22 protein-coding genes are annotated in these 26,377 nt (G+C 72.4%); 7 read left to right on the plus strand and 15 right to left on the minus strand.

The features are described from left to right. Positions 1-66: 66 nt before the first annotated feature. The 3 genes from ACWD10_RS34145 to ACWD10_RS34155 form a co-directional block, all read right to left on the minus strand. A complete protein-coding gene (locus tag ACWD10_RS34145; protein WP_451097563.1) occupies positions 67-1,965 on the minus strand; it encodes an acyl-CoA dehydrogenase in 1,899 nt (632 codons plus the stop codon). Beyond that, positions 1,962-3,839, minus strand: coding sequence for a fatty acyl-AMP ligase (locus tag ACWD10_RS34150; RefSeq protein ID WP_451097564.1), 1,878 nt, complete (start codon positions 3,837-3,839; stop codon positions 1,962-1,964). The genes ACWD10_RS34145 and ACWD10_RS34150 overlap by 4 nt, the downstream gene beginning before the upstream one ends. Positions 3,840-3,971: 132 nt before the next feature. Then, positions 3,972-4,856, minus strand: coding sequence for a polysaccharide deacetylase family protein (locus ACWD10_RS34155; protein WP_451097565.1), 885 nt, complete (start codon positions 4,854-4,856; stop codon positions 3,972-3,974). Positions 4,857-4,976: 120 nt separating this feature from the next. Between ACWD10_RS34155 and ACWD10_RS34160 the strand changes: the two genes are divergently transcribed. Beyond that, complete coding sequence (locus ACWD10_RS34160) at positions 4,977-5,408, plus strand: MerR family transcriptional regulator (RefSeq protein WP_451097566.1); 432 nt, start codon at positions 4,977-4,979, stop codon at positions 5,406-5,408. A gap of 81 nt (positions 5,409-5,489) precedes the next feature. Here ACWD10_RS34160 and tgmB read toward each other — a convergent pair whose 3' ends face one another. The 3 genes from tgmB to ACWD10_RS34175 are packed head-to-tail and all read right to left on the minus strand — an operon-like array spanning position 5,490 to position 7,662. Then, positions 5,490-6,458, minus strand: a complete 969-nt coding sequence (gene tgmB, locus ACWD10_RS34165; RefSeq protein WP_451097567.1) for an ATP-grasp ribosomal peptide maturase — start codon at positions 6,456-6,458, stop codon at positions 5,490-5,492. Positions 6,459-6,461: 3 nt separating this feature from the next. Further along, positions 6,462-6,713, minus strand: a complete 252-nt coding sequence (gene tgmA / locus ACWD10_RS34170; protein WP_451097568.1) for a putative ATP-grasp-modified RiPP — start codon at positions 6,711-6,713, stop codon at positions 6,462-6,464. 43 nt (positions 6,714-6,756) lie between these two features. Beyond that, on the minus strand, positions 6,757-7,662 hold the full coding sequence (locus ACWD10_RS34175) for a trypsin-like serine peptidase (RefSeq protein ID WP_451097569.1): 906 nt from the start codon (positions 7,660-7,662) through the stop codon (positions 6,757-6,759). A 563-nt stretch (positions 7,663-8,225) separates the two neighbouring features. Here ACWD10_RS34175 and ACWD10_RS34180 point away from each other — a divergent pair. The 3 genes from ACWD10_RS34180 to ACWD10_RS34190 all read left to right on the plus strand — a co-directional run bounded on the left by ACWD10_RS34180 (position 8,226) and on the right by ACWD10_RS34190 (position 12,211). Beyond that, positions 8,226-8,471, plus strand: a complete 246-nt coding sequence (locus ACWD10_RS34180; RefSeq protein WP_451097570.1) for a hypothetical protein — start codon at positions 8,226-8,228, stop codon at positions 8,469-8,471. Positions 8,472-8,793: 322 nt separating this feature from the next. After that, positions 8,794-11,730: a BTAD domain-containing putative transcriptional regulator gene (locus ACWD10_RS34185; RefSeq protein WP_451097571.1), complete on the plus strand. Its 2,937-nt coding sequence runs from the start codon at positions 8,794-8,796 to the stop codon at positions 11,728-11,730. Positions 11,731-11,752: 22 nt separating this feature from the next. After that, on the plus strand, positions 11,753-12,211 hold the full coding sequence (locus ACWD10_RS34190) for a MarR family winged helix-turn-helix transcriptional regulator (protein WP_451097572.1): 459 nt from the start codon (positions 11,753-11,755) through the stop codon (positions 12,209-12,211). A 36-nt stretch (positions 12,212-12,247) separates the two neighbouring features. Here the strand turns inward: ACWD10_RS34190 and ACWD10_RS34195 are convergent, their stop codons facing one another. Then, entirely contained in the window at positions 12,248-15,202 is a 2,955-nt protein-coding gene (locus tag ACWD10_RS34195; protein WP_451097573.1) for an AAA family ATPase, read from the minus strand. A gap of 281 nt (positions 15,203-15,483) precedes the next feature. Between ACWD10_RS34195 and ACWD10_RS34200 the strand changes: the two genes are divergently transcribed. Continuing rightward, the gene (locus tag ACWD10_RS34200; RefSeq protein WP_451097574.1) at positions 15,484-16,890 is read left to right on the plus strand and encodes an MFS transporter; all 1,407 of its coding nucleotides are present in this window, start codon (positions 15,484-15,486) and stop codon (positions 16,888-16,890) included. Between the two features lie 113 nt (positions 16,891-17,003). On the opposite strand, the gene ACWD10_RS34205 is transcribed toward ACWD10_RS34200, so the two are convergent. From ACWD10_RS34205 to ACWD10_RS34220, 4 genes are read right to left on the minus strand one after another with little or no spacing between them, the layout of a single operon-like run. Beyond that, positions 17,004-18,464, minus strand: a complete 1,461-nt coding sequence (locus tag ACWD10_RS34205) for an amidase (protein ID WP_451097575.1) — start codon at positions 18,462-18,464, stop codon at positions 17,004-17,006. Next, positions 18,461-19,720, minus strand: a complete 1,260-nt coding sequence (locus ACWD10_RS34210) for an MAB_1171c family putative transporter (protein WP_451097576.1) — start codon at positions 19,718-19,720, stop codon at positions 18,461-18,463. The genes ACWD10_RS34205 and ACWD10_RS34210 overlap by 4 nt, the downstream gene beginning before the upstream one ends. Then, positions 19,717-20,280 (minus strand): hypothetical protein, encoded by a 564-nt coding sequence (locus ACWD10_RS34215; RefSeq protein WP_451097577.1) that lies wholly within the window; start codon positions 20,278-20,280, stop codon positions 19,717-19,719. The genes ACWD10_RS34210 and ACWD10_RS34215 overlap by 4 nt, the downstream gene beginning before the upstream one ends. Further along, positions 20,277-20,831, minus strand: a complete 555-nt coding sequence (locus ACWD10_RS34220; protein WP_451097578.1) for a helix-turn-helix domain-containing protein — start codon at positions 20,829-20,831, stop codon at positions 20,277-20,279. The genes ACWD10_RS34215 and ACWD10_RS34220 overlap by 4 nt, the downstream gene beginning before the upstream one ends. A gap of 314 nt (positions 20,832-21,145) precedes the next feature. Here ACWD10_RS34220 and ACWD10_RS34225 point away from each other — a divergent pair, with 314 nt between their 5' ends. Beyond that, complete coding sequence (locus ACWD10_RS34225) at positions 21,146-21,499, plus strand: hypothetical protein (protein ID WP_451097579.1); 354 nt, start codon at positions 21,146-21,148, stop codon at positions 21,497-21,499. 110 nt (positions 21,500-21,609) lie between these two features. Here the strand turns inward: ACWD10_RS34225 and ACWD10_RS34230 are convergent, their stop codons facing one another. Both ACWD10_RS34230 and ACWD10_RS34235 read right to left on the minus strand, forming a co-directional pair. Beyond that, positions 21,610-22,179: a transcriptional regulator gene (locus ACWD10_RS34230; RefSeq protein WP_451097580.1), complete on the minus strand. Its 570-nt coding sequence runs from the start codon at positions 22,177-22,179 to the stop codon at positions 21,610-21,612. Next, complete coding sequence (locus ACWD10_RS34235; protein ID WP_451097581.1) at positions 22,172-23,647, minus strand: helix-turn-helix domain-containing protein; 1,476 nt, start codon at positions 23,645-23,647, stop codon at positions 22,172-22,174. The genes ACWD10_RS34230 and ACWD10_RS34235 overlap by 8 nt, the downstream gene beginning before the upstream one ends. 164 nt (positions 23,648-23,811) lie before the next feature. Between ACWD10_RS34235 and ACWD10_RS34240 the strand changes: the two genes are divergently transcribed. Then, the gene (locus ACWD10_RS34240; RefSeq protein WP_451097582.1) at positions 23,812-25,284 is read left to right on the plus strand and encodes an MFS transporter; all 1,473 of its coding nucleotides are present in this window, start codon (positions 23,812-23,814) and stop codon (positions 25,282-25,284) included. 10 nt (positions 25,285-25,294) lie between these two features. On the opposite strand, the gene ACWD10_RS34245 is transcribed toward ACWD10_RS34240, so the two are convergent. Together ACWD10_RS34245 and ACWD10_RS34250 are read right to left on the minus strand one after the other, a co-directional pair. Further along, positions 25,295-25,975: an indole-3-glycerol-phosphate synthase gene (locus ACWD10_RS34245; RefSeq protein ID WP_451097583.1), complete on the minus strand. Its 681-nt coding sequence runs from the start codon at positions 25,973-25,975 to the stop codon at positions 25,295-25,297. 33 nt (positions 25,976-26,008) lie between these two features. After that, on the minus strand, positions 26,009-26,377 hold a 369-nt coding region (locus ACWD10_RS34250; RefSeq protein WP_451097584.1), incomplete at its 5' end, for an adenosylhomocysteinase.

The following is a 26,377-nucleotide window of genomic DNA, read 5'->3' on the forward strand; positions in this document are numbered from 1 at the left end:
GCCACGCGGCGTTAGCCGCATCGTCGACACAGCCGGGAAGGGGCGGTGTTGGGGAAAAAAGCACTCTTACTCCTCGTACGCGGGGCCGGGGCACCCGGGCAGCGGGGTGTTGTAGAGGTCGTAGCCGCGGTGGTCGGCGAAGCGGGCGAGTACCTCCTGGTGGACCCGCCGACCGCACTCCGCGGGCAGCTCCACCCCCCGCACCCCGAGCCGCCGCGCGATCCTGTGCAGCGCGGCCGCGGCCCACGCGGGGTCCGCGAGAAACGGGTCCCCGGGGCCGAGTCCGGACCCGGGCCTGGACCCGGACCTGGACCCGGACCCGGACCTGGACCTGGACCCGGACCCGGCCTCGGAGCTCCCGTGGCGCCACACCCCGAGCACCGCCGCCGCCGCGAGCACCAGCACGTACCGATCCGTCAGCGCGAACCAGGCCGGGCTGACCGGCCCGCCTCCGCGCCCCCCGCCCCCGCCCTGCCCCAGCGGCGGCAGCGCAAGCACCCGCCCACGCAGGTCGCGCAGCTCACCGACCATCGCCTCAGCGAGCGTGCGCAGCGCTCGCTCCACCGGGCCCCGTCCCGGAATCGACGCCGCCGTGGCCAGCAACGTCGCGCTCAGGCTGTCCCGGCCGCCTGCCAGGGCGAGTTGGTCGTACGAGAACGGCGGCAGCGGTTCGCCGGGGCGGAACAGGGCCGCGGGGGCCTCGTCGTCGCGGAACCAGGAGTTCCGCGCGAGCCCCCGCAGCTGCGGGATGAGCGTCGCCTGGCAGGCGGCCGTACCGGCGTGGCCGAGGCTGATGATCGGGACGTCCCGGGTGTGTTTCTGGAAGAGCCCGACCCGGCCCTCACGGGTGTGGAAGCGGGCGCCGAGCACCGTGGACAGGTCGTACATGGTGTCCGGAAGCACCCTCGGGAGCAGGGACTTGACGGCCGCCGAGTAGAGGCTGGTCTCGGCGGGCCGCAGCTGAAGCGCCCGGGTGGCGACGACGGCGAGGCTGTCGTACAGGAGGAGGTCGACGAGCGCTCCGGTGAGCGTGGCCGCCGCGTCCTGCGGGTCGGCCCTTCGGGCGCCGCCGGGCTGTCTCTCACGGTCGACGCCGACGGCGGTACGCAGCCCCGCGTCGACCGCCGCGGCCACGAGCGCGGCCATCAGCGTACGGCTGACCTGGAAGGAGCGCAGAGCCGTGGTCACGCCGGAGCCGGGCGGGCCGAGCAGCGCGTCCTCGGGCACCGGGCAGTCGTCGAAGCGCACACTGTCCGCGAAGTAGCCGCGCAGCCCGACCGCCGCGGACGCGGGCCGCCGGGTGACCCGGAACCGGTCGGGCGGCAGCGCCCGGGGGTCGAGGAGCAGCGCGGAGTGGCTGCGGGTACCCGTGTTGACGGCGGAGCCGTCGGGGGTGTCAGGGGCGGTGCGGCAGAACAGGACGAGTGCCGCGGCCCGGTGCAGGTTGTTCACGACCGGCTTGGCGCCGGTGACCGTGAGGCCGCCGGGGCGGGGCGCGGCACGGACCTGGCTGCGTACGAACTCGTTGGTGTGCGCGGTCTCGTGCTGCGCGATGGCGGCCTTGGCCCCGGCCAGGAGCAGTTCGGCGGTGTGGCGGCGCTGCGTGGCCGAGCCGCACATCCAGACGTCGGACGCGGCCATGAAGGTGGTCATGCCGTAGCCCATGCCGAGGGCCACGTCCCGGCGGAAGACGGGCCGCATCACGCGCAGCAGCGTCTCGGCGGAGTCGAAGCGGCCGCCGAGCTCGCGGGGGACGAACTCGTGATGCATTCCGTACGCGTCGAGGACCGCCTCGGCCTCGGTGTTCACGGCGGCGGCGCGGTCGGCGGCGAGCAGCGCCCGGTGGCCGAGCGGGTTGTCGTCGGCATCGAGATCGCCGAGCAGCCGCTCGATACGGGCGACGCGATCGGCATCCCCCTCGGCGGAGTGTTCGTCGACGCGTCGCTCCACGGTGGGGGCCGTCACCGTACGTCCCCGTCCCCACCGACAAGCACGGCCCCGAGGCGCGCCTCCTCCGGCCGGATCAGTGCCCGTACCGCCGGGTCCACGTGCTCGTGCAGCGCCGCGAGTTCGCCGTCGAGGAAGAGCTGCCGCATGCGGGTGCGCTGCACCTTGCCGCTGGTGGTACGGCGTACGGTGCCGGGCGCCACGAGGAGCACATTGGCCGCCGGCACCTCGAACTCCGTGCCGATGACCGTCTGCACGCGCCGGGTCAGCGCCCGGAGCCGCTCCCCGTCGGCGTACGGGGCGTGCACCTCGTGCACGACGACGAGATGTTCACGGTCGCCGCCACCACCGTGCTCCCCGCCGGGCACAGGCACGGGCACAGGCACGGGCACGGTGAACACGGCCCCATGCCCGGCCCCGAGCGCCGTAGACGTCTCCCGTACCGCCCACTCGATGTCCTGCGGGTAGAGGTTCCGCCCGCCCCGGACGATGACCTCCTTGATCCGGCCGGTGACGTACAACTCGCCGCCGTCGAGCGCCCCGAGGTCCCCGGTACGCAGAAAGCCACCCCGGCCGTCGGCCGTGCGGGCGCCGAACGTGGCGAGGGTCTGTGGCTGCCGCCGCCAGTAGCCCTGGGCGACGCTGTCGCCGCGCAGCCAGATCTCCCCCACCCGTCCGTCGGGCAACGGCCTGCCCACATCGTCCACGATCACCACATCGAAGTCACCGCAGCCGTCGAAGCCCGGGACCCGTCCGCTCGAGACCAGATCACGGGTCGGCTCGCCGCCGCACGGCGCGCGCAACTCGCCCTGCTCCAGGCCGGGAGCGGACACGGTCCGGTACGTGTACGGGCGGCCGGGCGCGCCGCCGCTGACGCACAGCGTGGCCTCCGCGAGGCCGTACGCGGGGAACATGGCCTCGGGCCGCAGCCCGGCGCGCGCGAACCGGCGCGTGAAAGCGTCGAGGGTGGCCCGGCGCACCGGTTCCGCGCCGTTGAGGGCGATCCGCCAGCGGGACAGGTCGAGCCCGTCGATGCGGTGGTCGTCCGTGATCCGGCGGGTGCACAGGTCGTACGCGAAGTCGGGCGCGCAGGCGATGGTGGCGCCGTATGTGTCGATGGCGCGCAGCCAGCGCGCCGGGTGTTTGACGAAGGCGCGGGCGGAGAGCTGCACGGCGACGGTGCCGAGCCACAGCGGGTGCAGAAGCTGGGCCATGAGGCCGAGGTCGTGGTAGTGCGGCAGCCAGCCCGCGAAGCGGTCGTCGGGGCCGGAGCCCAACACCCGTTGCAGCGCGGCCTGGTTGGCGAGCAGATTGCGGTGGCTGACCATCACGCCCCGGGGTTGGGTGGTGGACCCGGAGGTGTACTGGAGCAGGGCGAGGTCGTCGGGGCCGATGTCCGGGGGCCGCCACGCGTCGGGGTCGGCCGCCGGATCGGCCACGTCGGTGGGCAGGCAGACGACGCCGTGGCCGCGCCCCGACATGGCCAGCCAGACGGACACGTCGGGCGCGTGCTCCGCGTCGGTGAGAACGAGCCGGACCCCGGCGTCCCGGACGATCCCGGTCACCCGCCGCACCCGCTCCGCGCCCCGGCCACCGGGCAGCGGCGCGGGCACGGCCACGGCACCGGCGTACAGACACCCCATGAACGCCTTCAGAAACTCCGGCCCCGGCGGATACAGGAGCAGCACCGGCTGCCCGGCGATCACCCCGTACCGCTCCGTGAGTCGTACGGCCAATCCGCGGGCAGCGCGGTCGAGTTGACCGTACGAGAGGTGCTGCGCGGGAGCACCCGCGTCGTCGGGCAGAAAGACATGGGCGTCGGCGGGGCCGAGCTGCTCGGCGCGGGCGGCGAAGAGTTCCGTGAACGTGGAGCACGTGGCTGAGGTGGTCAAGGAGCCCTCCTGGCGCTTCACTCGGGACAGCGACCGACAGGCCTGACAGACCTGGCACCCGGCCGTCGTCGTCCGCATCGTGCGCAGCACCCCTAAAGAACCCCTTGCGGGTGGCGGGGTAGGGGACGGGGACTACGGGAGGGCGCCGAACGGCGTAGCCGCAGCCGTACGGGCGTAGTGGTCGGCGATCTCGTCACTGGTGGTCAGCCATACGCCGGGGTGGTTCGTGATGTATTCGAGCGCCTGGTCCAGGTACTTGTGGCGGAAGGGCTGGTTGATGACGAACGGGTGCAGAACGAGGGACATCACCCGGCCGCTTTCCGCCGAGTCCTCGTAAAGCTGGTCGAGTTGGTCCTTGACGATCTGGAGGAAGTCGGGGCCGCTGAGGCTCTTGCCGACGAACATCTGGACGTCGTTGATCTCGATCGAATAGGGCACGCTCAGCATGCCCGGCACGTTCAGCCGGTACGGCTGGTCGTCGTTGGCCCAGTCCAGGACGTACTCCAGGCCCAGCTCGGCGAGGAGTTCCGGGGTGCGGAAGGTCTCGGTGAGGGCGGGGCCGAGCCAGCCGCGCGGCCGGCGGCCGGTCGCCTTCTCGATCGTGGCGATCACCTCATCCAGATACGCGCGCTCCTCGTCCTCGGTCATGTCGGCCTGGAGGATGGAGTTGTTCTTGCCGTGTGCGGCCCAGGCCCAACCACGCTCCAGGCCGGCCTTGATGATCTGCGGGTAGTGCGCGGCCACATCGGAGTTGAGCATCACGCTGGCGCGCAGACCGTGGCGGTCGAGGCTGTCGATCAGCCGCCAGATACCGACCCGGGGGCCGTAGTCCCGCCATCCGTAGTTGAGCGGGTCCGGGGCCAGGGTCCGGGTGTCGGGGAAGATGCTCGTGGAGGGACGGTCGACCTGGTAGTGCTCGACATTGAGCCCTACGTAGAAGGCGACCCGGGCGCCGCCGGGCCACTGGATCGGCTCCCGCTCGACGATGGGGCTGTAGTCGAAGAGCTGGTTGTCCATCGGGGGTCACCTCGTGACTAGGGTGTGCTGCGACTTCGTTCGATGGGTATCGTCGAACCCTCACATTGATGAGAAGGTCAAGATGAGAAGGCCAAAGCACCACCACGTGGGGTGAGTCACATGCGCATCGGGGAGCTCTCAGAGCGCACCGGCACCTCCCGCAGACTGTTGCGTTACTACGAGGAGCAGGGCCTCATCGCCGCTGCCCGCGGTGCCAACGGCTACCGCGAATACGACGAACGGTTCGTCGACCGTGTCCTGCAGATCCGTGGACTGCTCGACGCCGGACTGCCGACCCGCATCATCAAGCAGATCCTGCCGTGCCTCGACAAACCCCGGACCATCTACTTCCGCGACGCCACACCGGAGATGATCGCCACACTGCAGCACGAGCGCGACAGGATGACAGACCGCATCCGGTGCCTGACTCGCAACCGTGACGCGATAGGGGAGTACCTCGACGCGGTGCTCGACCACGCCCGTGCCGACGCGGGCACCGGCAGTGGCACCGACGCCGAAGCGGCCCCCGTGCCCGGGGTGCCGTCGGCGTAAGACCGTCGCCGACGGCATACGCGACATGGGCGCGCCACGCGGGTGGGGGCCGCGGCCGCAGGCCGGATGGAGCGGACCGGCTCACGCTTCAGGGCCCTTCTCGAGTTGGTCAGCGATGGCAAGGGCGATCGAGTCGGTGATCGCATCGGGTTGCCATGCCCACTGTCCGTTGGGGTTGCACTCGAGGAAGTACCAGTCGCCGGTATGCGTGACGGCGAAGTCGAACGCGCCGAAGGCGAGTCGAGAGAGGGTGAGGTAGGTCGACACCGAGCGCGCGACCCGGTCGGGGACGGCGATCGGCGTGCACTCCATCAGGGACTGCCGCTGCCGCCAGTCGAGATCGGGACTGTCGATCCGGGCTGCGAACAGCCGGTTGCCAACAGCCGTGAGACGTACGTCGAACGCCTTCTCCACCTTGGCTTGGAACAGGTGCGGGCACATGGCCACGGCGGCGGTGATCTCGTGCGGGCGCACCTCCCGTACCCATACCTGCTGTGCTTGGCCGTCAACCGTGTAGGGGGTGTTCCACAACGGCTTGTAGACCACTGAGCCGGTCTGATGGGTAGCGAACTCCCGTGCCTGGTCGGGGTCGTTGGTGATCAGGGTCCTTGGAACCGAGAGGCCGCTGCGCTGTGCGGCGGCGAGCTGGGCCGGTTTGTACTCCGCCGCCCGGTTGTTCCACGGGTGGTTGACGTAATGGGCTCCGGGGAGCGACGCCAGGATGCCGCCGACGCCCCACAGGGATTGCGAGGCTGCGAACCGGCGTTCCTGGCCGTCCAGTTCGGGCGGGCCGTCGAAGGGTGAGGGACGGCGTGTCCAGACGGAGCGCACTTTGGTGAGGTCGAGCTCGCGGCTCGGCGTGCGCAAGGTGCCGCGCTGATCGCCCGTGCGGTACGTGGCGGTCAGCGCGGCACCGGTATGCAGGTCTGTGCCGGGGTCGAGACGGACTACCGGGACCTGGCGTTCCGCGAGGATTCGCAGTACCACGTCGGTGGTCACGTCGTGAGGGTTGGTCAGTACCAGCACGGACCCGCTCGGGCCTGTCGTCATGAGTCAGTCGTGGTCGGAGTCCGAGGAGTCGTCGGAGTCGTAGCTGTCGGCGGTGCTGGTACTCGTGGAGTTCGAGGTGCTGCTGCTGGTTCGTCGGTGGTCGTAGAGTTCGACCGTGCGGCCGTGTTCGTCGATGACGACGGCGATCTGGGTTTCGGGGTCGATCACCGGGGTGCGCAGGGGAACCGGGTCGGTCTCGGCATATGGCGCCATGCGGGTGGTGCCCCAGGGTGCGGCGGGGTCTCGCGTTTCCATCGTTCGACTCCCTTGCTTCCGACTGTTCGTTCATACGCGAGTATCAGTGCTTCGAGACCTTCTCGTACACGTTGATCGCGGCGTCCCCGTGGTTGGAGGAGCGCATGTACGGCTCGTCCCAGTCGTTGTCGGGGTCGTTGGGGTCAGGGTCCGGGATGTTGGACGTGGCGCCGACTATGTAGCCGATGCCGTCGTCCGACAGGTCGTCCAGCCAGGGCCCTCCGCTGCTTCCCTGTCCCATGTCGCACTCGATCTGGAGTTGCTCGACCCACGGCAGGACGCTCCGGTCCTCGGTGTCGCCGTTGCAGTAGTAGAGCTGGTCACCAGGGAAGTTACGACCGTTGCCCGCGGCCGGGTAGCCGAGCACCGTCACGTCGGAGAACTCCTGCCCGTACCCGAACCGGTATCCCTGCGCACCGGTCCAGGGCTGGAGATCACCGTTCCGCGGCTGCGGCGCTACCTGGACGGCCGCCACGTCGTACTCGAAGCTTCCGTCCTCGGTCCAGCCCTTGGGGGCGGCGGCGTAGGTGGCCTCCCACAGACCGTGCGGCTCCTGGTCACCGTCGTTGTCCGGCACGAAGGCCATGTCCCTGAGGTCGTAGAAGTCGTCCTCCCCGCCTTCGCCCGGATGGACACAATGGCCCGCTGTCCACACGGTGTTCCGGTTCTCAGCCGTGATGACGCTCGCGGAGCAGGCACTGTCATTGCCGTCGTTGTCGACGAAGAAGAACTGCCCGGTCGTGCGGGCCGGTTCCGTCCCCGCCTGCCCCCACCGTTCGGCCTCGGTCAGCTCCTTCGCGTCCGCGGCGGGTGCCGCCGTCTTCGACCTGCTGGACGCCGCCCCCGGTGCTGAGCGGGGCTCCTTGCTCGGTACGGATTCGTGTGCGGCGGCCCGTCTCAGTTCCGCCGCGCTCGGGGTCGGCGCCTCGGCGGGCTTCGCCGCGGCCATGCGCTCCGCCGTCCAGTATTCTCTCGCGTCGCTCCCGGAGCTCGCGCTCGTGCTGACCGCCGTGCTGCGGTCTTCTTCGCCACCTGCACGCGCGGTCGGTGCGGCAGTGGCCTGCTGAGGGATGGAGACCGCCAGTGCGGTCAGGACTGCGAGCGCGGTGGCTCCCATTCCCTTTCGTAATGTTCTGTGGTGACGGTGCATCACCGATTCCCCCTCCGTCGTACGGATGTCGTACGGATAGCTGTGAAGCCGTGCGGCGCCGTGCTCGCCCCCCGAGCCCACGCAGCAGCTTGGGGGGAGGCGACACGGAGAGCAACGACGCCTGTGGGAGTTGGCCGGGTAATGACCGACACACATTTGTGGAGGTGACGTGGAGGCGAAGTGAGTAGACAGTTGTACAGTGCAGGGCTGAGCGGAGGCCGCTTCACAGCCATGCCGTGGCACCCGCAAACGCCCGAGTGCCGGATGGCAGAAAGAGGACCGTTGCGTCGGAGGTCCGGAACCGGGACTCTCGCCGTGCCGTCCCTTCGTCGAAGGCACGGCCTCTGAGATGGAGTTGACCGATGAAGCGCAGGAACGCACTCTCCCTCCTGACCGCTGCGCTCGCCTCGGTGGCAGTCGTCGGCACGGTGATGCTGGCCTCGGGCAGCGGCTCGTCGGAGCCCACGAGCCCCGGCAACGGCCCGAGCGGTGACCCCCGCGAAGTGCAGCCGGCCCCGACCACCGAGCACGAACCGGGAAGCGCATCCTCGTACTGGACCGAAGAACGCCGACGCAACGCGTCACCGGCGGACATGCCCAGAGACTGAGCACCACCGGCCTCCCGCCCTCCGGGTGCCGCCTGCTGCCCCCAGCCTCCCCGCCCCAAGGGGTCGTACCGCCAAGGACAGGGGTACGGCTGTCCGAACCCGGGGGCGCGTGGCGTCTTAAGGTCGGGCACCGTCGCACGCTCTGGCGCAGGCGGCGCCGGGCTGGACCCAGGCCTTGCCTTGCCTTGGCGGCCGGACCTGGGCTCAGGAGGTGCGAACCGACGGAGCGGGGGTCCGTATGCGCTATCGGGTGCTTGGCCCGCTGGAAGTGAGCTCGCCCACGGGGCAGGCGCTCACGCCACGGGCCGCCAAGGTGAGAGTCGTGCTCGCGACTCTCCTGGTGCGTGCCAACGAGGTCGTCTCGGTGGACGGCCTCATCGACGAACTCTGGGGCGAGGAACCGCCTCGTACCGCGATGACGACCCTCCAGGTGTATATCTCGCAGCTGCGCAAACTGCTGCGGACCGCCGAGCAGGGGGCGATGGCAACCAACGGCACCCGTGCTCCCGACGTACGGCCGCCGGACGCAGGCCCGTTGGAGACCCGCTCCCCCGGCTATCTGCTGCACGTCGAACCGGCCCAGCTGGACCTGGCCGTCTTCGACGAGCTGCACACCGGCGGCCGGGAGGCCCTGGAGCGCGGCGACGCCGAGACCGCCGCCGATCTCCAGCGCCGGGCGCTCGCCCTGTGGCGCGGTCCGATGCTCTCGGACACGCCGCACGGGAGTCTTCTGAACAGCATGGCGGTACGCCTCGCGGAGGTGCGGGTGGTCGCCCAGGAGCAGCGGGTACGGGCGGAGCTGCTGCTCGGGCGGCACCAGCAGCTGCTCGGCGAACTACAGTCCCTTACCGCGGAGTTGCCGCTGCACGAGGAGTTCCACGCGCATCTGATGGTGGCCCTGTACCGGACGGGTCGGCAGGCGGACGCGCTGCGCACCTTCGGGAAGCTGCGCCGCACCCTGGTGGACGAGCTGGCCATCGAGCCGGGCCGCCGCCTGCAGCAGCTGCACAGCCGCATCCTGACCGGCGACCCGAGCCTGCTGCGCGCCCCGGCCGCCCGCGAACGTACGACGGTCCGCACCGCACCCCGTCCCCCCGCCGCACCCACCACGGCGCCCCCGGCCCCGGCCCGACCCTCAGGCGCCACCCCGACCACCCCCCAACCCCCGCCCCTGGACTCCCTGTTCACCGGCCGTACGACGGAACTGTCCCGGCTCGGCGCATGGCTCGGCACCCCGGCGGACGGCGGCGGCTGTGTGCAGCTGACCGGGGCCGCGGGGGTCGGCAAGACGGCGCTCGCGGTGGCCGCCGCACACCGGACGCGCTCCGCGTTCCCGGACGGTGCGGCGCTGCTGCGGCTGCGCTCGGGCGACGGCACGCCGCTGGAGCCCGCGCAGATCCTCGCGGCGCTGCTTCGCCGGTACGGGACCGGGACCGGGACCGGGGAGCCGCCGCCCGGCGACGAACCCGGACTCCGTGCCGCCGTGGGCGCGTTGCTGCGGGGCCGCCGCATGCTCCTGATCCTCGACGACGCCACGTCGGCGGCCCAGGTGCGCCCGCTCATCGCCGCCGCACCGGACTGCCGCACCCTGCTCACCTGCCGCACCGGCCTGCCGGGCCTGGGCGGCCGCGTCCTGCACCTGGACGCCCTCAGCCCCGAGGACGCGCGCGCCCTGCTGCGGCGGGCCGCGGGGCCCGGGGCGTTCGACGGCACAGGGGAACGGGGCACACAGGGCGCGCGGGGCGAACAGGGCGGCCGACACGAGAGATCCGACGGAACTGACGGACTCGACGGAACCGGCGGACCCGGCGACCGTGACGCGGACGCCCACACCCACGCCGAGGCCCACGTCCACGCGTACGCCCACGACGAGCCGGGCCGTGACTCGGCCCGCGAGCCGCAATCGGAACCGAACCCGGACCCGGCCCCGGACCCCGCCCCGGCCCCGGGCCCCGCCCTGAAGGACGGCACCGCCGAACTCGTCGACCTCTGCGGCCGGTTGCCGCACCCCGTACGCGCCGCCGCGGCCCGGCTCGCCGCTCGTCCGCACTGGTCGGCGGCCGACCTGGCCGCCCGGATGCGGGACGAGGCGAGCCGCCTGGCCGAGTTGCGGGCCGGGGACGAGGAGTGCGGCGTCGCGTTGCGTGCCGTGTACGACGCCGCGCCGCCCCGGGAGCGCCGGGCCGCGCATCTGCTGAGCCTGCTGCCTGCGGGGGCCTTCGGCGTACCGGCGGCGGCCGCGGCGCTCGGCGTACGCGCGGACGCGGCGGAGCGGGCCCTGGAGGCGCTGGTGGCGACGGGCCTGCTCGCCACCCACCCGGAACCCCGCGACCACGACCACCACCACGACCGCCACCACGATGACCGTCACCACGGCCACTACCACTTCCCCGACCCGTACCGCCTGGTGGTGGCCGAGCGGCGGGACGCGGTGGAGTCCCCGATCTGGGTACGGGCGGCCGTGGCCCGGCTCACCGCGCTCGCGGCGGACGAGACGGAGACGGCACGGCACGCGCCGCACGTGAACGGCGAGCACGCCCTGACGTGGTTCTCGGCCCGCGAAGCGGCCCTGCGCGGCACGCTCGAACAGGCGCACCGGGCGGGCCTGTGGCAGCAGACGGTACGTCTGGCGGACGCGATGACCGTATTTCTGGAGGCCCTGGCCCGCTGGCACACGTGGGAGCACACGCACACGCTGGCCCTGGACGCGGCGGACCGTCTCGGCGACCCGGCGGCGCGGGCCCGCATGCTGCGGTCCCTCGGCGATCTGGCCTGGCAGCGCGGGGACGCGGACACGGCCCGTACCCGCTACGAGAACGCGGTGGCCGCGGCCGAGTCCGCCCCGGCGGAACGCTCCCGCGCGCTCGCGGGCCTGGCGGATCTGCACCTGGACGCCGGTGCGTGCACGGAGGCGGCGGCCCTGGTCTCCCCCACCCTGGAACGTCCCGCGGAAGACCTGCGCGGCCGCTACGAAACCCACCGCGTCCTGGCCCTGGCCGCACTCCGCGCCGGAGAACGGGACGCGGCGCGCGACCACATCGAGACCTGCCTGTCCCTGACGGCCCCGCTCAAGGACCGCCGCCTGGAGTCGTACGCCCGTCGCTGGCTGAACCGCCTGCACGCCGAGGCCCCCGACGCCCCCGACGCCCCGACTCCGACCGGCGGCGGCACCACCACGGGCTGGCTGGAGATCCGCCCCGGCGTCTGGCACTGGGAGCCGGAGCCCACCGGCCCCGGAACACCCTTGACCTCAACTTAGGTTCAATTTCTACGGTCGCACCATGAAGTACTCACACCCCGACACCGAACTGATCAAGCAGCCCATCGGCTACTGGAGTTGGGCGGCCTCCCACGCGGTCGTCTCCCGCACCCGGGCCGCCCTCGCCGGGCTCGGTACCACGCAGCCGCAGTGGTGGGTCCTCGCGCAGGTCGCCCGTGCCGACACCGTCAAGACCCGCGACGAGGTGTCCCGCACCCTCCAGGGCTACCTCGACGTCGGGGCGGAGCCCCTGGCGGCGGAGATCGACGAGGTCGTCACGAACGGCTGGATCACCGAGGACGCGGAAGGCCGCCTGGAGATCACGGCGGAGGGCAGGGCGTTCTACGACAAGGCCGCGGCGCTCCAGGACGAACTCTGGGCGGAACGGCACGCGGGGATCTCCGACGAGGAGTACCTGACCACCCTCAAGGTGCTCCAGCGCTTCATCCACAACACGGGCGGCACCGCCTGGCACCACTGACAGCCACCACACGGATCATGATCCGTGAGACACGCCCTACACCCTCGTCGCGTCCAGGTCGTCGAACTGTAGCTCCATGGGCAGTTCCTGACGGCGGGAGATCTTCAGCTTGCGGTACACCTGGGTCAGGTGTTGCTCGACCGTGCTGATGGTGACGTACAGCTTCGCGGAGATCTCGCGATTGGTGTAGCCGAGCGTCGCGAGCGAGGCGATGCGCCGCTCCGATTCGCTGAGCCGGTCGTACGCCGCACCGATCCGGCGACCGGCGGGTGCACGCCCCGCGCCACGGCGCGTCACCGACGTGTGGGCCTCGCCGGACGCGCGTGCCGCCGCGGGCTGCTGCCGTGCACCCGGCAGGATCGCGTCGCACAGCGGACCGGCGCCGCAGTCGGCCGCCAGATTCCAGGCCCGGCGCGTCATGGTGCCCGCCCGGTTGCCCTCCCCCGCCAGCTGTAGGGCGCGGCCCAGGTCCGCGAGTGCGCGGGCGTGTTCGAGCCGGTCGCCGGAGCGGCGCAGCTCCTCCACGGCCCGGGTGAGGATCCGGGGCCGCTCGGCGGGCGGCGCGAGGGCCGCGCGCAGCCGCAGGCTGATCCCGTACACCCGGGGGCTGCGGGCGTCCGGCGAGGCCAGCTGCTCGGCGACGTACCGCTCGGCCTGCTGCCGCTCCCCCAACTTCAGCAGTACGGCGGCCGCGTCGGTGCGCCACGGGACGTGCCGCGGCCGGTCGAGGGCCCAGTGCCGCGCGAGCCGCCCCGCGTCGTGGAACTCACCGAGCGCGGCCCGGTGCCGGTGCGTGGCCAGGTAGTAGTGCCCGCGCGCCCGCAGGTAATCCAGGGCGTGCACGCTGCGGAACAGCTCGTCAGGGACCGGCAGTTCGAGCCTGCGGGCCACCGCGTCGTACCGCCCCTGCGCGGTCAGCGCCGCGACCTCGGCCGCGACCAGGCCGAACAGCAGCGTGCCGCCCCGCCCCTCGACCTTCTCGGCCGCGGCGGCCGCGGCCCGCGCGGCACCCTTCAGATCACCGAGTCGCAACAGGGCCTGTGCGTGCAGCAGCCCGAGCGCCGCGTACCAGCCCGGCGCCCCGGCCCGGTCCGTCTCCGCCTGAAGCTTCTGGCACCACACGACGGCCCGCGCGGGGCGGTCGGTGTGCACGAGCACGCGTACGGCCTGGAGGATCAGGTCGATGGTGTGGTGCGCGAGGGGGGTGTCCCGCAACTGGGCTTCTACGCCGGTGTCTTCACCGTCAGCGGCGGACGCCGCCTTGGCCGGGGTGGCGGCGGGAGCTGCCCGCCCGGGGTCCTGGCGTCGCTGGCCGCCCGTACGGCCGGGCTGGCTCCACAGGGCGGCGCAGGAACGCATCAGGGCGGCGGAGGGGAGCTGCGCGGGGGGCCGGTCGGTTGGCCGGTCGGATCCGGGAGCACGGTTGCGGTTGTCCTGAGGCGTCGTCCCCTCCGGCGACAGCGCGAACAGGGGCCGCAGCGGATCCTCGTACGGGGTACGCGCCACCCGCTGCCGCTCGGCGCCCTCCAGGGCCTGAGCCGCCTCCTCGATCCGGCCCTGGGAGACCAGGGTGCGGGCCAGCAGCCCCGCCGCGCCGGGCCCCAATGCGCCGCTGCGCAGGGCCCGTAGTGGCCCGGCGAGCTCGGTCTCTGCCGCCGCCGGGTCGGTACGGCGCAGCAGGGCGGCGAGCCGGAGGGTGAGCTGCGCGTGCTGCTCGGGGTCGGCGGTGAGGTCGCGGGCGAGTTCGAGGCAGCCGACGGCGTAGCCGCAGTCGTCGTCGAGGAGGGCCTGCCGGGCGGCCTCGCGCAGCGCGGGCACGGCCCACCGGTCCGCCGCGTCGTGTACGGCGAACGGCCCCGGGGCGTCGAGGAGTTGCTGTGCCACGGTGGCGGCGCGGGCGCCGGTACGGTGCAGGGCGCGGGCCGCCCGGAGGCGGAGCTCCGTGCGCTCGGCGGGCGCGCAGTCCTCAAGGACTCCGGCGGCGACCCCGGGATGGCGCAGGCGCAGGGCTTTGGTGAGGCCCGCGGCGTCCAGGGCCTCGGCGGCGCGCTGGGCGGCGGCCGGGGTGCTGTCCGCGACGGCGGCCGCGAGGTCGGCGGTCACGTCCTCGCCCAGGACCGCGATGCTCGCGGCGAGCCGCCGGGCCGCGGGCCCGCTGCGTCGCAGGCACACCGCGACGGCCTGCGCGAACGGCCCGGCCGGTGCAGGAACGGGCCACTGGTCGCCGCGCGGCTCGGGGTGCTCGGCGAACAGCGCCTTGACGAGGAGCGGGTTTCCGCCGGTGATGCGGTGCAGTTGCAGGGCGAGCCGGTTCGGACGCGGGCCGTCACCCGCGTGCGCGGTGAGCAGGGCGGCGGTGCCGTGCACGTCCAGGCGGCCGACGCGGAGCCGCGCGAACCCCGGGTGCCGTAGCAGTTCGGTCCGTGCCTCGGCCCCGTACGGCGCGGGCCCACCGGGGCCCGCGCCGAGCGCGAGCAGCACGGGTACGTCGCGCAGGCCCCGTACGACCCGGAGCAGCCGGTCGATCGAGGCCCCGTCCGCGTACTGAAGGTCATCCACGCACAGGACGACCGGACGCCCGCCCGCCAACTCCCTCACGATCTCGCCGAATTCATGGGCCGAGGGAATTCCGCGCGCCCGGAGAGGGTCAGCCGCGCTTTCCTGACCCTCCTTACCCTCCTTACCCTCCTTTTCCACCGTGTCCGGCGGCGCTTCCGTGACCGCCTCCGACACTTCCCGTACGCCGCCGGGGATGCCGTCCGTCAGCTGGCGAAGCACCCCGTGGTCGACGTCCTGTTCGGCGGCCGTGCCGGTGCCGCGCAGCACGAGTGCGCCCTGCTCACCGGCCGTGCGGCAGAGCCACATCAGCAGTTCCGTCTTGCCGCAGCCCGCGGCTCCTTCGAGCAACAGAATTCCGGTGTTCCCGGCCAGACACCGGCCCCACACACTTTCCATCCGGGCCAATTCCGAATCGCGGTACAGGAGTGCCATGCCCCTGTCCACCCCCCTCCGCGGATAGCCCTCACCTTCGACAAGTCTACGAACGCTTGAAGTTCCCTTGAGTGGCCAGAACTGTGGCCAGAACTTGCGCGGCAACAATTCACGCGAAGTCCGCGGAAGGTTCTCAGGTGCCAGGGGATGCCAGGGGATGCCAGGGGGTGCTGCCCCGGCTGACCGCGGTGTGACTCCGGGGAGCCCCTCCACCGGGGAACCTGACAGATCATCAATTTCGAAGAGCGCTTTTTCACATGTCACCGCCAGAATCCGGTGCCATGCGCCCTGCGTACGTAGAGGAGTTCGGCCCCAGACGCCATTCGATCCGTACGAGCGAGGAACGCACCCGGCGGGTACGGCGGGCCTACCTGCTGGTCTCCGGCCTCGACCACTTCGCGGACATGCTGCTCGCCGTCACCTCGGTGCTGCTGCTCCAGTCACTCGGGATGGGGTCCGGGGGCGTGTTCGCGCTGTTCGCCGCGGTGTGGATCGTCGAGGGACTGTCCGAGCTCCCGACCGGGATCCTCGCCGACATGTGCGGCCGCCGGGCCTCGGTGACGGTGAGCTTCGTGCTCCGGGGCGGCGGATACGGGGCGCTGTTCTTCAGTGACAGCTTGGCCGTGGCCGCCGCCGGGACGCTGCTCGCCGCGTTCGGCGGCACGTTCGCCTCGGGGGCCCTGGAGGCGTGGGCCGTGGACGAGAGCGGCAGACGGGAACCCGGCGCTCTGGACCGGCTCTTCGCGGGCGGCAAGATCGCGGAGAACGCCGGGATGGTGCTCGGCACCACCGCCGGTGCCGCGCTCGGCTCGGTCGGCCTCGCGCTGCCACAGCTCGCCGCGGGCTGCGCGTGCGTGGTGTCGGCCGTGCTCGCCCTCGCCCTGATGTCCGGGCGACGGCGAGGGCAACAGGCCCGCCCCACCGGCCCGTTCCTGCGGCGACTGCGCGACTCGGGCGCCGAGGTGGCCGCCGGGGCCCGGCTCACGCTGCGCGGCGACCGGATCCTGGTCGCGCTGATGACCGGCTCCGGGCTGCTCTGGCTGTGCCGCGGCATACCCGGCGTGCAGTGGCAGATCGTGTACGAGGGCTTGGCCGGGGGCCACTTGATGGTGCTCGCGCTGATGCGCAGCATCAGCTCGCTCCTGGAGATCCCGCTGCTCGGCCTGGCCATGTCCGTGCAGCGGCGCGGCCGCGCCGGGCGCCGCACCGTGCTCAGGACGGCCGCGCTCACGGGCGCGCTCGCCCTTGCCGCGGCGGCCGTGGCGACCGTGGGGCGGGACCCGGTCGTCTCCGTGAGCTGCTACATCGTCTTCTGCACGGCCTTCGGGCTGTGTGTGCCGGGCATCCGGGCCGCGCTCAACGAACGGGTCGACGGCGCCCATCGGGCCACGGTCCTGTCGGTGGCGTCCCTGTTCAACGCCCTGTTCACCGGGTGCGGCCTGGTGATCGCGGGCTCCCTGGTCGGCGACCTCGGCGCGGTGGGAGCCACCTGGCCACTGGCGGCGGTGGGCACGGCGGCGATGGGACTGTGGCTGGCGAAGCTCGCGGCGCGGCCGGTGGCGGCGGGACGACCGGTGGCGGAAGAGCGGCCGGTCGTGGCGGCGCCGCCGGTGGTTGCGGGGTGGCCACTGCGTACGGGGGCGAAGGCGCCCGCCGCCCCGCTCGTTGAAACGCCGGGCAGCCGTTGAGCGAGTCAGCAGTGTCGAGGATCAGCGCCCCTCGGGGCTCTCGCGGTCAACTCCCGTACGCCACCGGCTCCGTACCCCCTTACCGCCTTACCTTCTTACCGCCCTTGCCACCCTTACTCGCCAAGCAGCCGCGACAGCTCCTCGGCCACCGCGAGTACCGTCCGGTCCCCCAGGTACGGCCCCACCACCTGCACCGACAGCGGAAGCCCGCCCTCCGTACGTCCCACCGGGACCGTGGCCGAGGGCAGGCCCACGTGGCCGGTGAGATTCGCCCAGGTCGTCTGGTCGAAGTACGAGCGGTTCGGGTCGTCATCGACCGTCAACCGACGCTGCGGCAGCGGCGTTCCGGTGAGGTCCGGGGGTGCGGCCGTGGGCGCGGAGGGCGTGATGAGGACGTCGTGGTCGGTGAAGTACTCCGCCCAGCGGGCGGCGAGCTCGGCCCGCTCCTCGTCGGCGCGGAGCCAGTCGCGGTGCCGCTGGGTGCGGGACCGGAGGAGGAACGCGCGCGGGCCGTGGTCGTCGTCGGCCAGACCGGCGGCGGCTTCCGTCTCGGCCCGGAACGCCTCGTCCGGCGTAGCAGCCGTACTCGTGGCGAACATCAGGGTCGTGAAGAGCCGGTCGGATGCGGGCAGGTCCACCGGACGGGTGTCGCGGTCGAGGGCGGCACCGGTTCCCTCCAGCAACTCGGCCGCCCGGTCGAGGAGTTGGCGGGTCGCCGCGTCCACCCGGCAGTGCGGGTCGTCCGTCCAGATGCCGACGCGGTAGTCGGCCAGGCGCGGGTGCCGGGGCGCGGGCAGGTCGAGCCGCCAGGCCGGGGCGTCGGCGGGGGCGGGCCCGGCGAGTACGTCCAGGAGCAGCGCGAGGTCGGCCGCGGTGCGCGCGAGCGGCCCGGGCGTGAGCATGTCGCCGCTGGTGAGCCAGCCCGGCGGGCGCGGTACGTGGCCGCGCGGCGAGATCAGGCCGCGGCTGGGGCGGAGTGCGAACACGCCGCAGTAGTGGGCGGGCAGCCGCAGCGAGCCCGCGAGGTCGCTGCCCAGGTCGGCGGCGGCGAGCCGGGCGGCGACCGCGGCGGCGGCCCCGCCGGAGGAGCCGCCCGCGGTGTGGCCGTCCGCGTGCGGGTTGCGGGTGGTGCCGAAGAGGGCGTTGCCGGTCTGGACGTCCTGGCAGTAGGCCGGGGTGTTGGTCTTGCCGAAGATGACGGCCCCGGCGGCGCGCAGCCGGGCCACGGCATCGGCGTCCCGGTCCGGCACGTGCGCGGCGAGGTCGTCGGCGCCGCAGGTGGTGCGCAGGCCCGCGGTCTCGAAGGAGTCCTTCACGGTGACGGGAAGCCCGTGCAGGGCGCCGAGCGGCCGCCCGGTGCGGGCCAGGTGCGCGTCCGCGCGATCGGCGGCCTCGCGGGCACGGTCGGCGTCGAGCGTGACGACGGCGTTCAGGCCGGGGTTGACGGCGTCGTGCCGCTCCAGGGCGAGCTCGAGGAGCTCCCGGCTGGAGATCTCCTTGCCGCGCAGCGCGGCGAGTTGCTCGTGGGCGGGGGTGAGGTGGATGTCGTGGTGGGGATGGGGGGTGGTGCTCACGGTTCTCCGGTGGTCTTTGATGCGGGGACAGTTGCGGAGGAGTCGGCTTCGGACGACCCGGGGTCGGCGGAGGGCGGGGGCACGAAATACGCCGCCACCCGCAGCAGTACCTGCGTATCCCGGTCCGTCGTCGGGCTGGCGAGCCGGGCGTCCGCGTAGTCCGCGGGGTGCTCCACCGGGCCGCCGTCGCGCTGCCGCAGCAGCGCGTGGTGGAGTTGGTCGGCGGTGACGGCCGCGGCGAGCTCCGGGTCGGTGAGGCCCTGCTCGCGGCGGCGGCGCTCGGCGGCTTCGCGGACCTCGGGGTCGAGGTAGGTGCGCAGCTCGATCTGGCCGTCGCGGATCTCCACGGTGCGCCGGTACAGATGGAACCGGAATCCGCGCAGCCGCAACAGCTCGGGCAGTTGGCGGGGCGGCGGCAGCAGCGCGATCGCGGGCACGGCCTCGTACAGGGAGGTCCACAGCGGCCCGAGACGGCGGTACGCGCGGTGCTCGCGCACCCAGGTCCGTACCTCCGCGGCACGGGCGGCGACGGTCGGCAGGAAGTAGCCGATCTGCGTGATCACCGCGCCGATGTCGCCGCACATCCAGGCGTACGGCTCCAGGTGCGTCACGCTGAAGTCGAAGACCGCGCCGAACACCGAGCTGATGCGGATGGCCGAGTAGCCGAGGGTGACCACGGCGCCGACGGTGACGATGCGCAGGCCGCGCGCCACCCACGGGGACGCGGCGATCCGGGCCTGCCGCCAGCAGCCGACGGCGAGGTAGATCTCGGCGGCCGTGTAGGTGGCGATGTAGACCGTCAAGTACGCCTGGTAGTACGGGTCGTGGGCGTAGTAGAGCGTGAAGTCCGCGGGGCGCTGCACGGCCGGGGTGAGCAGCGTGAACAGGATCGCGAGAGTGGCGACGACACCGCCGCCGAGGAGCACGAGCAGCCGCGTGCGGCGCCGGGCGAGGTGTTGCTGCTCCTCGGGCACCGCCCAGTAGGCGAGGACGACGGCCTGCGCGACGAGTACCCCGATGACGCAGCTCTGCGCCATCGGTACGGCGATGTTGGTGACCCCGAAGATGCCGTCGAGCCGTACCCACACGGGGCTGAGCGACAGGAAGTAGCTGAGTGCGGAGGCGAGGTAGGCGATGCTCAGGGCCACCAGGGCTGAATCTCGACGGCCCCAGCGGTCCTTGCGCAGATCGCGCAGGAGCAGCAGGAATCCGGTGCCGGCGACGGCGAGGCCGAGGGGATGGAGGAGGTCCTTCACTGCTGGGTCTCACCCGATCTACGTCTCAGCAAGGTGCGGGCCACGGCGGCGGCCTCCTTGCTCGGTGGGGGTTCGTAGGCGTTGGCGTGGGCCTGTAGGTAGGAGCCGATGAGTTCGGCCTCCTTCTCGTCGTGCGCGGTGTAGTCGGTGCGGCCGAGCACCATCCGGACCACCGCCGGGTCGATATGGCTGATCAGTCCGGAGCCGTCCTTGCCGCTCGCGCCGGGCAGCTCGGGGCCGCCGCGGTGGTCCTTGAGGATGTGGCCGAACTCGTGGGCGATGATGTGGTCCTGGTGGGCGCGGCTGGTGCGCGGGTCGTAGAACACGTAGTGCGTGTCCTGCGTGGCCAGCCACATGCCGCAGGGGATCGTCTCGGAGGCGGCGAGCTCGGCGGGCTGAAGCGACAGGGCGCGGCCGACGCGCCGCTCGATCTCGGGGACGAGGTCGCGGACGCTGGCGACGGGCGGCAGGGTGAGCCCGCGCACGAAGTCCCGGCTGCTGCGCAGGCACGTGTCGGATACGGGGTCCCGGGACTCCCGGGGGCGGCGCCACATGGTCATCCGCGCTCCTCCGAGGGTGGCAGCCCCTCGAGTTCTCGTACGCGGTCGATCATCGCGAGGACGGCGTCCATCGACTTGGGCGAGAGACCGACGGCGCGCAGCGCCACGTTCTGCACCCCGGCCTCGCGCAGCCGGCGCAGCGTATCGAGGTCGGAGTCGACGCGCCGCGCCACGTCGTCGTCGAAGAAGTAGGCGGCCGGTACGCCGAAGAAGTCGGCCAGGGCCTCCAGATGACGCTTGGTCGGGTTGTCGCGCCGCCCGGTGCGCAGCTGCCACAGATAGGTGCCGGAGACGGTGGGGCCGCCCTGTTCCTGGAGCCGCGCGGCGACCTCGTCGTTGCTGTACGGCTTGCGGCCCGCGGGGTGGATCACCTCGAAGAGGTGGTTGATCCGGTCGGCGAGCGTGGCGCGGCGTGCGGCCGCGCTCGCTGCTTCGGCCTCGTCCAAGGCCCGGTCGGCGGCCTCGTCCGTGGCCGGGCCGGTGACCCCGTTCGTGGACCGGTCGGTGGCCTCGTTCGTGCTGGTGTCCGTGCCCGTTTGAGTCATGGTCATGACCTTCCCCGTACTCTCTTCCCCCGCCCCTGCGATCAACGTCAGTTGACTATTGCTCACCCGGAACCGTAGTTTTCGGGCGTCACAACAACTCAGATGGATACGCTGTGCGGTGGGACGGCCTCCTCAGCCGCGTCCGCACGGAGCGGCACACATGCTCTCACCTCCAGCGGCGGCTGATCGAACCGGATGGGCACGGACGTGCAGACAGGCATTCCCGACGGGACGGAGTACCACGTGACAACCTCCGACGCCACACCACCCGACACGACTCGGCCAGCCTTCGGCCGGATGCGGCGCCACCTCGGAGCGGTATGAACAGCCCCGCGGAAGCAGCCCGGCTGCGCTTCTTCCAGCACCTCGACGACCTGCGCGAGACCCTGCCGCAGCCCCAATACGCCCTGCTCCTGCGGGTGTTGACAAGCTGGGCGCGACAGGGCGGGGACCGGGCCCGGTTCCGCGTCCACGAGCAGGAACGCGTCCACTACACGCCCCTGGTGCAGAACGAAATGCTGCGCACCTGGGCCCTGATCGGCCCCGTCGTCCTGACCGACCCGGCCCGCCTGCACCAGCTCATCGAGGACCTGGAGCACGCGGTCGAGGGGACGGAACGGCAGTCGACGGTGGTACGGGGCATCGCGCGCGCGAGCGGCCTCGCACCGCACTGAGACTCCCGGCGCCTACGGGGGGGCGCCGGGCCCTAGGCCCTGTCTTCAACTCCCGCCTGCCGTGCGAGACCTAGGAGCCTGACGGGTGACGAGCTGGGGCCTGGCTCGTCTCAGGCAGCGAACCCCACATTGGTGACGTACTCGTACTGCCCCCACTGCGAGCCCAGGTCCACGATCTGGTCGATCCAGGCGTCGTCAAGGGCCGTCATATCGCCCTCGGCCCACGCCCGCACGATGTGGTCCCAGCGGCGGATGTTGAGGGTGCGGAACTCCAGGAAGCGCTGACGCTGCCGCGGCACCTGGGACTGGTTGAGCGGGTGCAGCTCGACCCGGGTGCCGCCGCGGGAGTTGAGGCGGCGCAGCAGATAGCGGGCGACGTTGTGGCGGCGGACGGTGCGGTACGCCGTCTCGATCCGCTCCAGGTTGCGGGCGTTGGGGCGGCGCGTGCCCGCCAGCCAGGCGCGCAGCGTCCGGTCGGTGACCGTGAGCCCGGCCGCGCGGGCGGCGGCGCGGGCGTGCGGGGAGCGGGTGAGGTAGTGCAGGCGGGCCATCAGTCCGCGGGTCGACTCGACGGGCGACGCGATGAACCCCGCGAGCTCGTCCAGCTGCCGGGCCACGGCCTCGCTGCCGCGGATGCCCCGGGCGCCGTACTTGCCGAACTCGAGGGTGTACTCAGGCATCGGGGTCCGTCTCCGCGTCGTACGGCTCGTGCTCGGACACGCCGCCGTCGGACATGCTGCCGAGCGTATAGACGTCCTTCACCTTCACCTCGGAGACGCCCCGGCCCTCCGGGAAGACCCGGCGCCAGTCGCCGGTGACGTGGAGCTCGTCGGTGCCCATCGCCCGTACGACCGTCAGGCCCTGCTCGTGCGCGCGGTACGCCTTCATCCAGAGGTTGGCGAACGCCTGGGAGCGGATCAGGTGCATCCAGTCGGGACGGTACAGCTCCCGGTTGTAGTTCGACTCCCCCATCGTCGAGACGAACTTGGCGTACATGGCCTTCACGTACTCGACCGTGACCTCGTCCCCGTCCGCGATCGCCTGCTCGCGGGCGTCGCGCAGCGCGGTGCGGAACTTCTCCAGGAGGTTCTCGGTCGCGCCCGACGTGAACGACTCGTGGATCTCCGGGGGTTCGCACAGGCCGTACTTCGGCGAGGAGAGGCGGAGCAGCAGCCGCAGCGTGGGCTCGGTGACCCAGAGCGGGCCCGGCTCGTCGCGGTTGCCCAACGGGTTGGGGAGCTCGTCCTCGTGCTGCCACTCCGGCGGGGTGACCAGGTGAACCCCGGCACGGCGGCGGTCGTGCCCGAAGCCCGTCGAGTGCTCCAACTGCCCGATCGGCAGATGCGTCTTGAGCGCGGACAGATAGGCGCCGTTGATGTCCAGCGCGGTCACCTCGTGGCGGCCCGGCGGCAGCACCGGTCGGCGCCACTTGGGCCGCGCCTCCCAGATCTGGTCACTGCCGCGCGCGGTCTGCTTCCGCAGGATGTCCGGCACCCAGGGGTGCGCCACGGTGTCGTACCGACCACCCCTGCGGCACTCGTCGAGCAGCGCCATGGCATCCGGGATGGCCCGCCGCACCAGGGCGGCGGTCACGGCCTCCAGGTCGCCGCCGTGTTTGGCGAGGGCTTCTTGGACGGCTCGGGTGATCAGGTCGGATTCGGGGGAGGGTTGAGGGGTTTGTTTGGGTTTGGGGGTCTGCCTTGCAGGGGTGTGCTTGGCAGCGGCGGGATTCGTACGCTGCTCGGGCTCGGGATGGGGCTTCGGATCCGGCTGCGGCTCCGGCTGGGCGCAGTCGGACGGGTCCAGGTGTTGGGCGTAGCCCTCGATCTCGTCGGTGGCCGGGGCGCCGCAGAGGACGCAGGGGCGTTCCGGGGCGGGCTCCGAGGGCGGGGCCTTTTCCGGTTCTGGCGCCGTCTTCGCCCGGGCCTCCTTCAGGAAGTACGCGTACGTCGTGCGGGTCTGCCCGGTGGGCTCGCGGCCGCTCTCCCAGCCGCCGACCGTGGAGGGGCTGACGCCGAGCGCGCGGGCGACCTGCGCGCGGGACAGGCCCAGGGCCTCGCGCAAGGTACGGCGTTCCTCGGCGGGGGGCAGCGGCTCCTGCTCGGTGGCCTGGGCGAGCAGGGCGTCGACGGCGTCGAATCCGGTCATGACCCCGGCATCGTACCCACGAGGAATTCTCCAGGCGGGCACCGGTGTCTCTCCGACGGTTCTTGGGACCGTGGCCGGTGATCCCCATCCCCGTACCGCCGTGTACCGCCGTGTACCGCCGTGTACCGCCGTGTACCGCCGTGTACCGCCGTCAGGAGGCCGCCATGTCCGCGCAGGTGTCGGAGCGACCCGTGGACGCGGTGCGGGGGCGGGCAGGGGCCCGTTCGCGGGTCCGTGGTGTGGTCGCGCTCGGGGTGATCGCCGGGTGCAACGCGATGATCCAGCTGGACGACCCGATCGTGAACACCGCCCTGCCCGGACTGCGCGAGGGGCTCTCGCTCTCCGCGGTCGGCGCCGCCTGGGTGATCAACGCGTATCTGCTCGCGTTCGGCGGGCTGCTCCTGCTCGGCGGCCGGGCCGGGGACATCCTCGGGCGGCGGAAGGTGTTCCTCGCGGGGGTCGGCCTGTTCACGGCGGCGGCCGCGCTGCGCGGGTTCGCGCCGTCCGTGGAGTTCCTGGTCGCCGTGCGGGCGGTGCAGGGCGTCGGGGCGGCGCTCGCGGCGCCGAGCGGGCTCGCGCTGCTGCTCAGTACGTTCGCGGAGGGCGCGGCACGCAAGCGGGCGATCGCCGTGTGCACGGCCGTCGGCGCGGTCAGCACGGCCGCGGGGCTGCTGCTCGCCGGGGCGCTGACCTCGCTCGGCTCCTGGCGCTGGGTCCTGTTCCTCGACGTACCCCTCGGCCTGGCGATCCTGCTGCTCGCCCCGCGATTCCTTGACGAGACACCGCGCCACCGCGGCCGGTTCGACCTGACCGGGGCGCTGCTCTCGGCGGCCGGGGCGGCGTGTCTGGTGTACGGGCTCGCGCAGGCCGCGGAGCGTGACTGGCGCGACCCGGCGGTTTTCGGGTGGGTGGCGGCCGGTGCCGTGCTGCTCCTGCTGTTCGCGGCCGTGGAGCGGCGGGCCGAGCAGCCGATCGTGCTGCCGCGGCTTTTCGCCGACCGGGACCGGGTCCTCGCGTACGCGGGAACGCTGGCGATTCCGGGGGCGCTGATCGGCACGTACTTCTTCCTGAACCAGTTCTTCCAGGGCGGGCAGGGCTGGTCGGCGCTCGCCGCGGCCGCGGCGCTGCTACCGCTGCCGGTCACGATGGCCGCCATGGCCGGGCTCGCGGTGCGGCTCGAGCGGCGACTGGGCGCGAAGCGCCTGATGGCCGCCGGGGCCGGACTGCTCGTCGCCGGAAACCTGTGGCTCGCGACGCTCGGGCCGGGCGGAGGGTTCGTGGGGTACGCCGGGTTCATGGGGTACGCCGAGTTCGCGAAGTACACCGGCTACGCGATGTCCGTACTGCCCGCGCTCGTGCTGCTCGGCGCCGGGATGGCGTGCAGTGTGCTGCCGCCGACGATCCTCGCGACGTCGCGGCTCGCGGGAGACGAGGCGGGCGCGGCCGCGGCCGTCCTCAACTCGCTGCAGAGCGTGGGCGGTTCGGTCGGCCTCGCGACCCTGGTGATGGTGGCGTCGCAGGCCGGGGGCGCGGGACCGGGGGCCGGGATGTCGTACGGCTTCCTCACCGGGGCGGGCTTCGCCGCGCTGGCGCTGGCGGCGGCGGGGCTGCTGCGGGGGCGTGCGGTCGGTCGGTGAGGCGGTGCGGCTACGGGGTTGAACGTGCCGCCGTGGGCCAGGAGTTCAGGTCCCCCTCGCGGAGCAGCGCCGTACCGACGAGCAGGCCCCGGTACCCGGCTGCCAGGAGGCGGGCCGCCGTGTCCGGGGTGTCGATGCCGCTGGCGCTGACCGGGCAGGGGGTGCCCGCGGCTCGCAGGGCGGGCAGCAGCGCGAGGCTGCGGCCGATGTCGGCGGGACCGCGCTCGCGCGCCTTGATGTCCTTGTTGTTGACGGCGATCACGCACTCCCCGGGGTGCGGCACGGCCGCGATCTCGGACTCCTTGGTCACCTCCACGAAGGGCGTGAGCCCGGTCCGCAGCGCGGCCGTGACGAGCTTGCCGAGGCTGCTCGCGGGCAGCAGGCCCGCGGTCAGGAGGACGGCGGACGCACCCGACTCCCGTGCCGTCACGAGCTGTTGGGCGCGCGTGACGAAGTCCTTCTGGAGCAACGGGAGCCGGGTGTGCCGGGCGACCTCGCGCAACAGCTCGGGCGTACCGCCGAACCACCGCCCGGTGACCACCGAGACGCAGGGCGCCCCGGCGGCCTCGTACCCGGCGACGATGTCCGCTGGGGATCGCCCGGCGAACAGGTCGGTGCCGTCGGCGGAGGCACGCTTGACCTCCATGACGAGGGGGCGTTCGGCGGCGAGGAGTGCCTCGATGAAGCGCATCAGTAGCCGTATCCGTAGGCGTATCAGGAGCGGTCAGTAGCGGTAGTGGTCGGGCTTGTACGGGCCCTCCACCTTCACGCCGATGTACTCCGCCTGCTCCGGGCGCAGTTCCGTCAGCTTTACGCCGAGGGACTCCAGGTGGAGGCGGGCGACCTTCTCGTCCAGGTGCTTGGGCAGCACGTAGACATCGGTCGGGTACTCCTCGGGCTTGGTGAAGAGCTCGATCTGGGCGAGGGTCTGGTCCGCGAACGAGTTCGACATCACGAACGACGGGTGGCCCGTCGCATTGCCCAGGTTCAGCAGACGGCCCTCGGAGAGCACGATGATCTTCTTGCCGTCCGCGAACGTCCAGGTGTGAACCTGCGGCTTGACCTCGTCCTTCACGATCCCCGGGATCTGAGC

It is taken from the genome of Streptomyces sp. NPDC002851, from assembly GCF_053591935.1.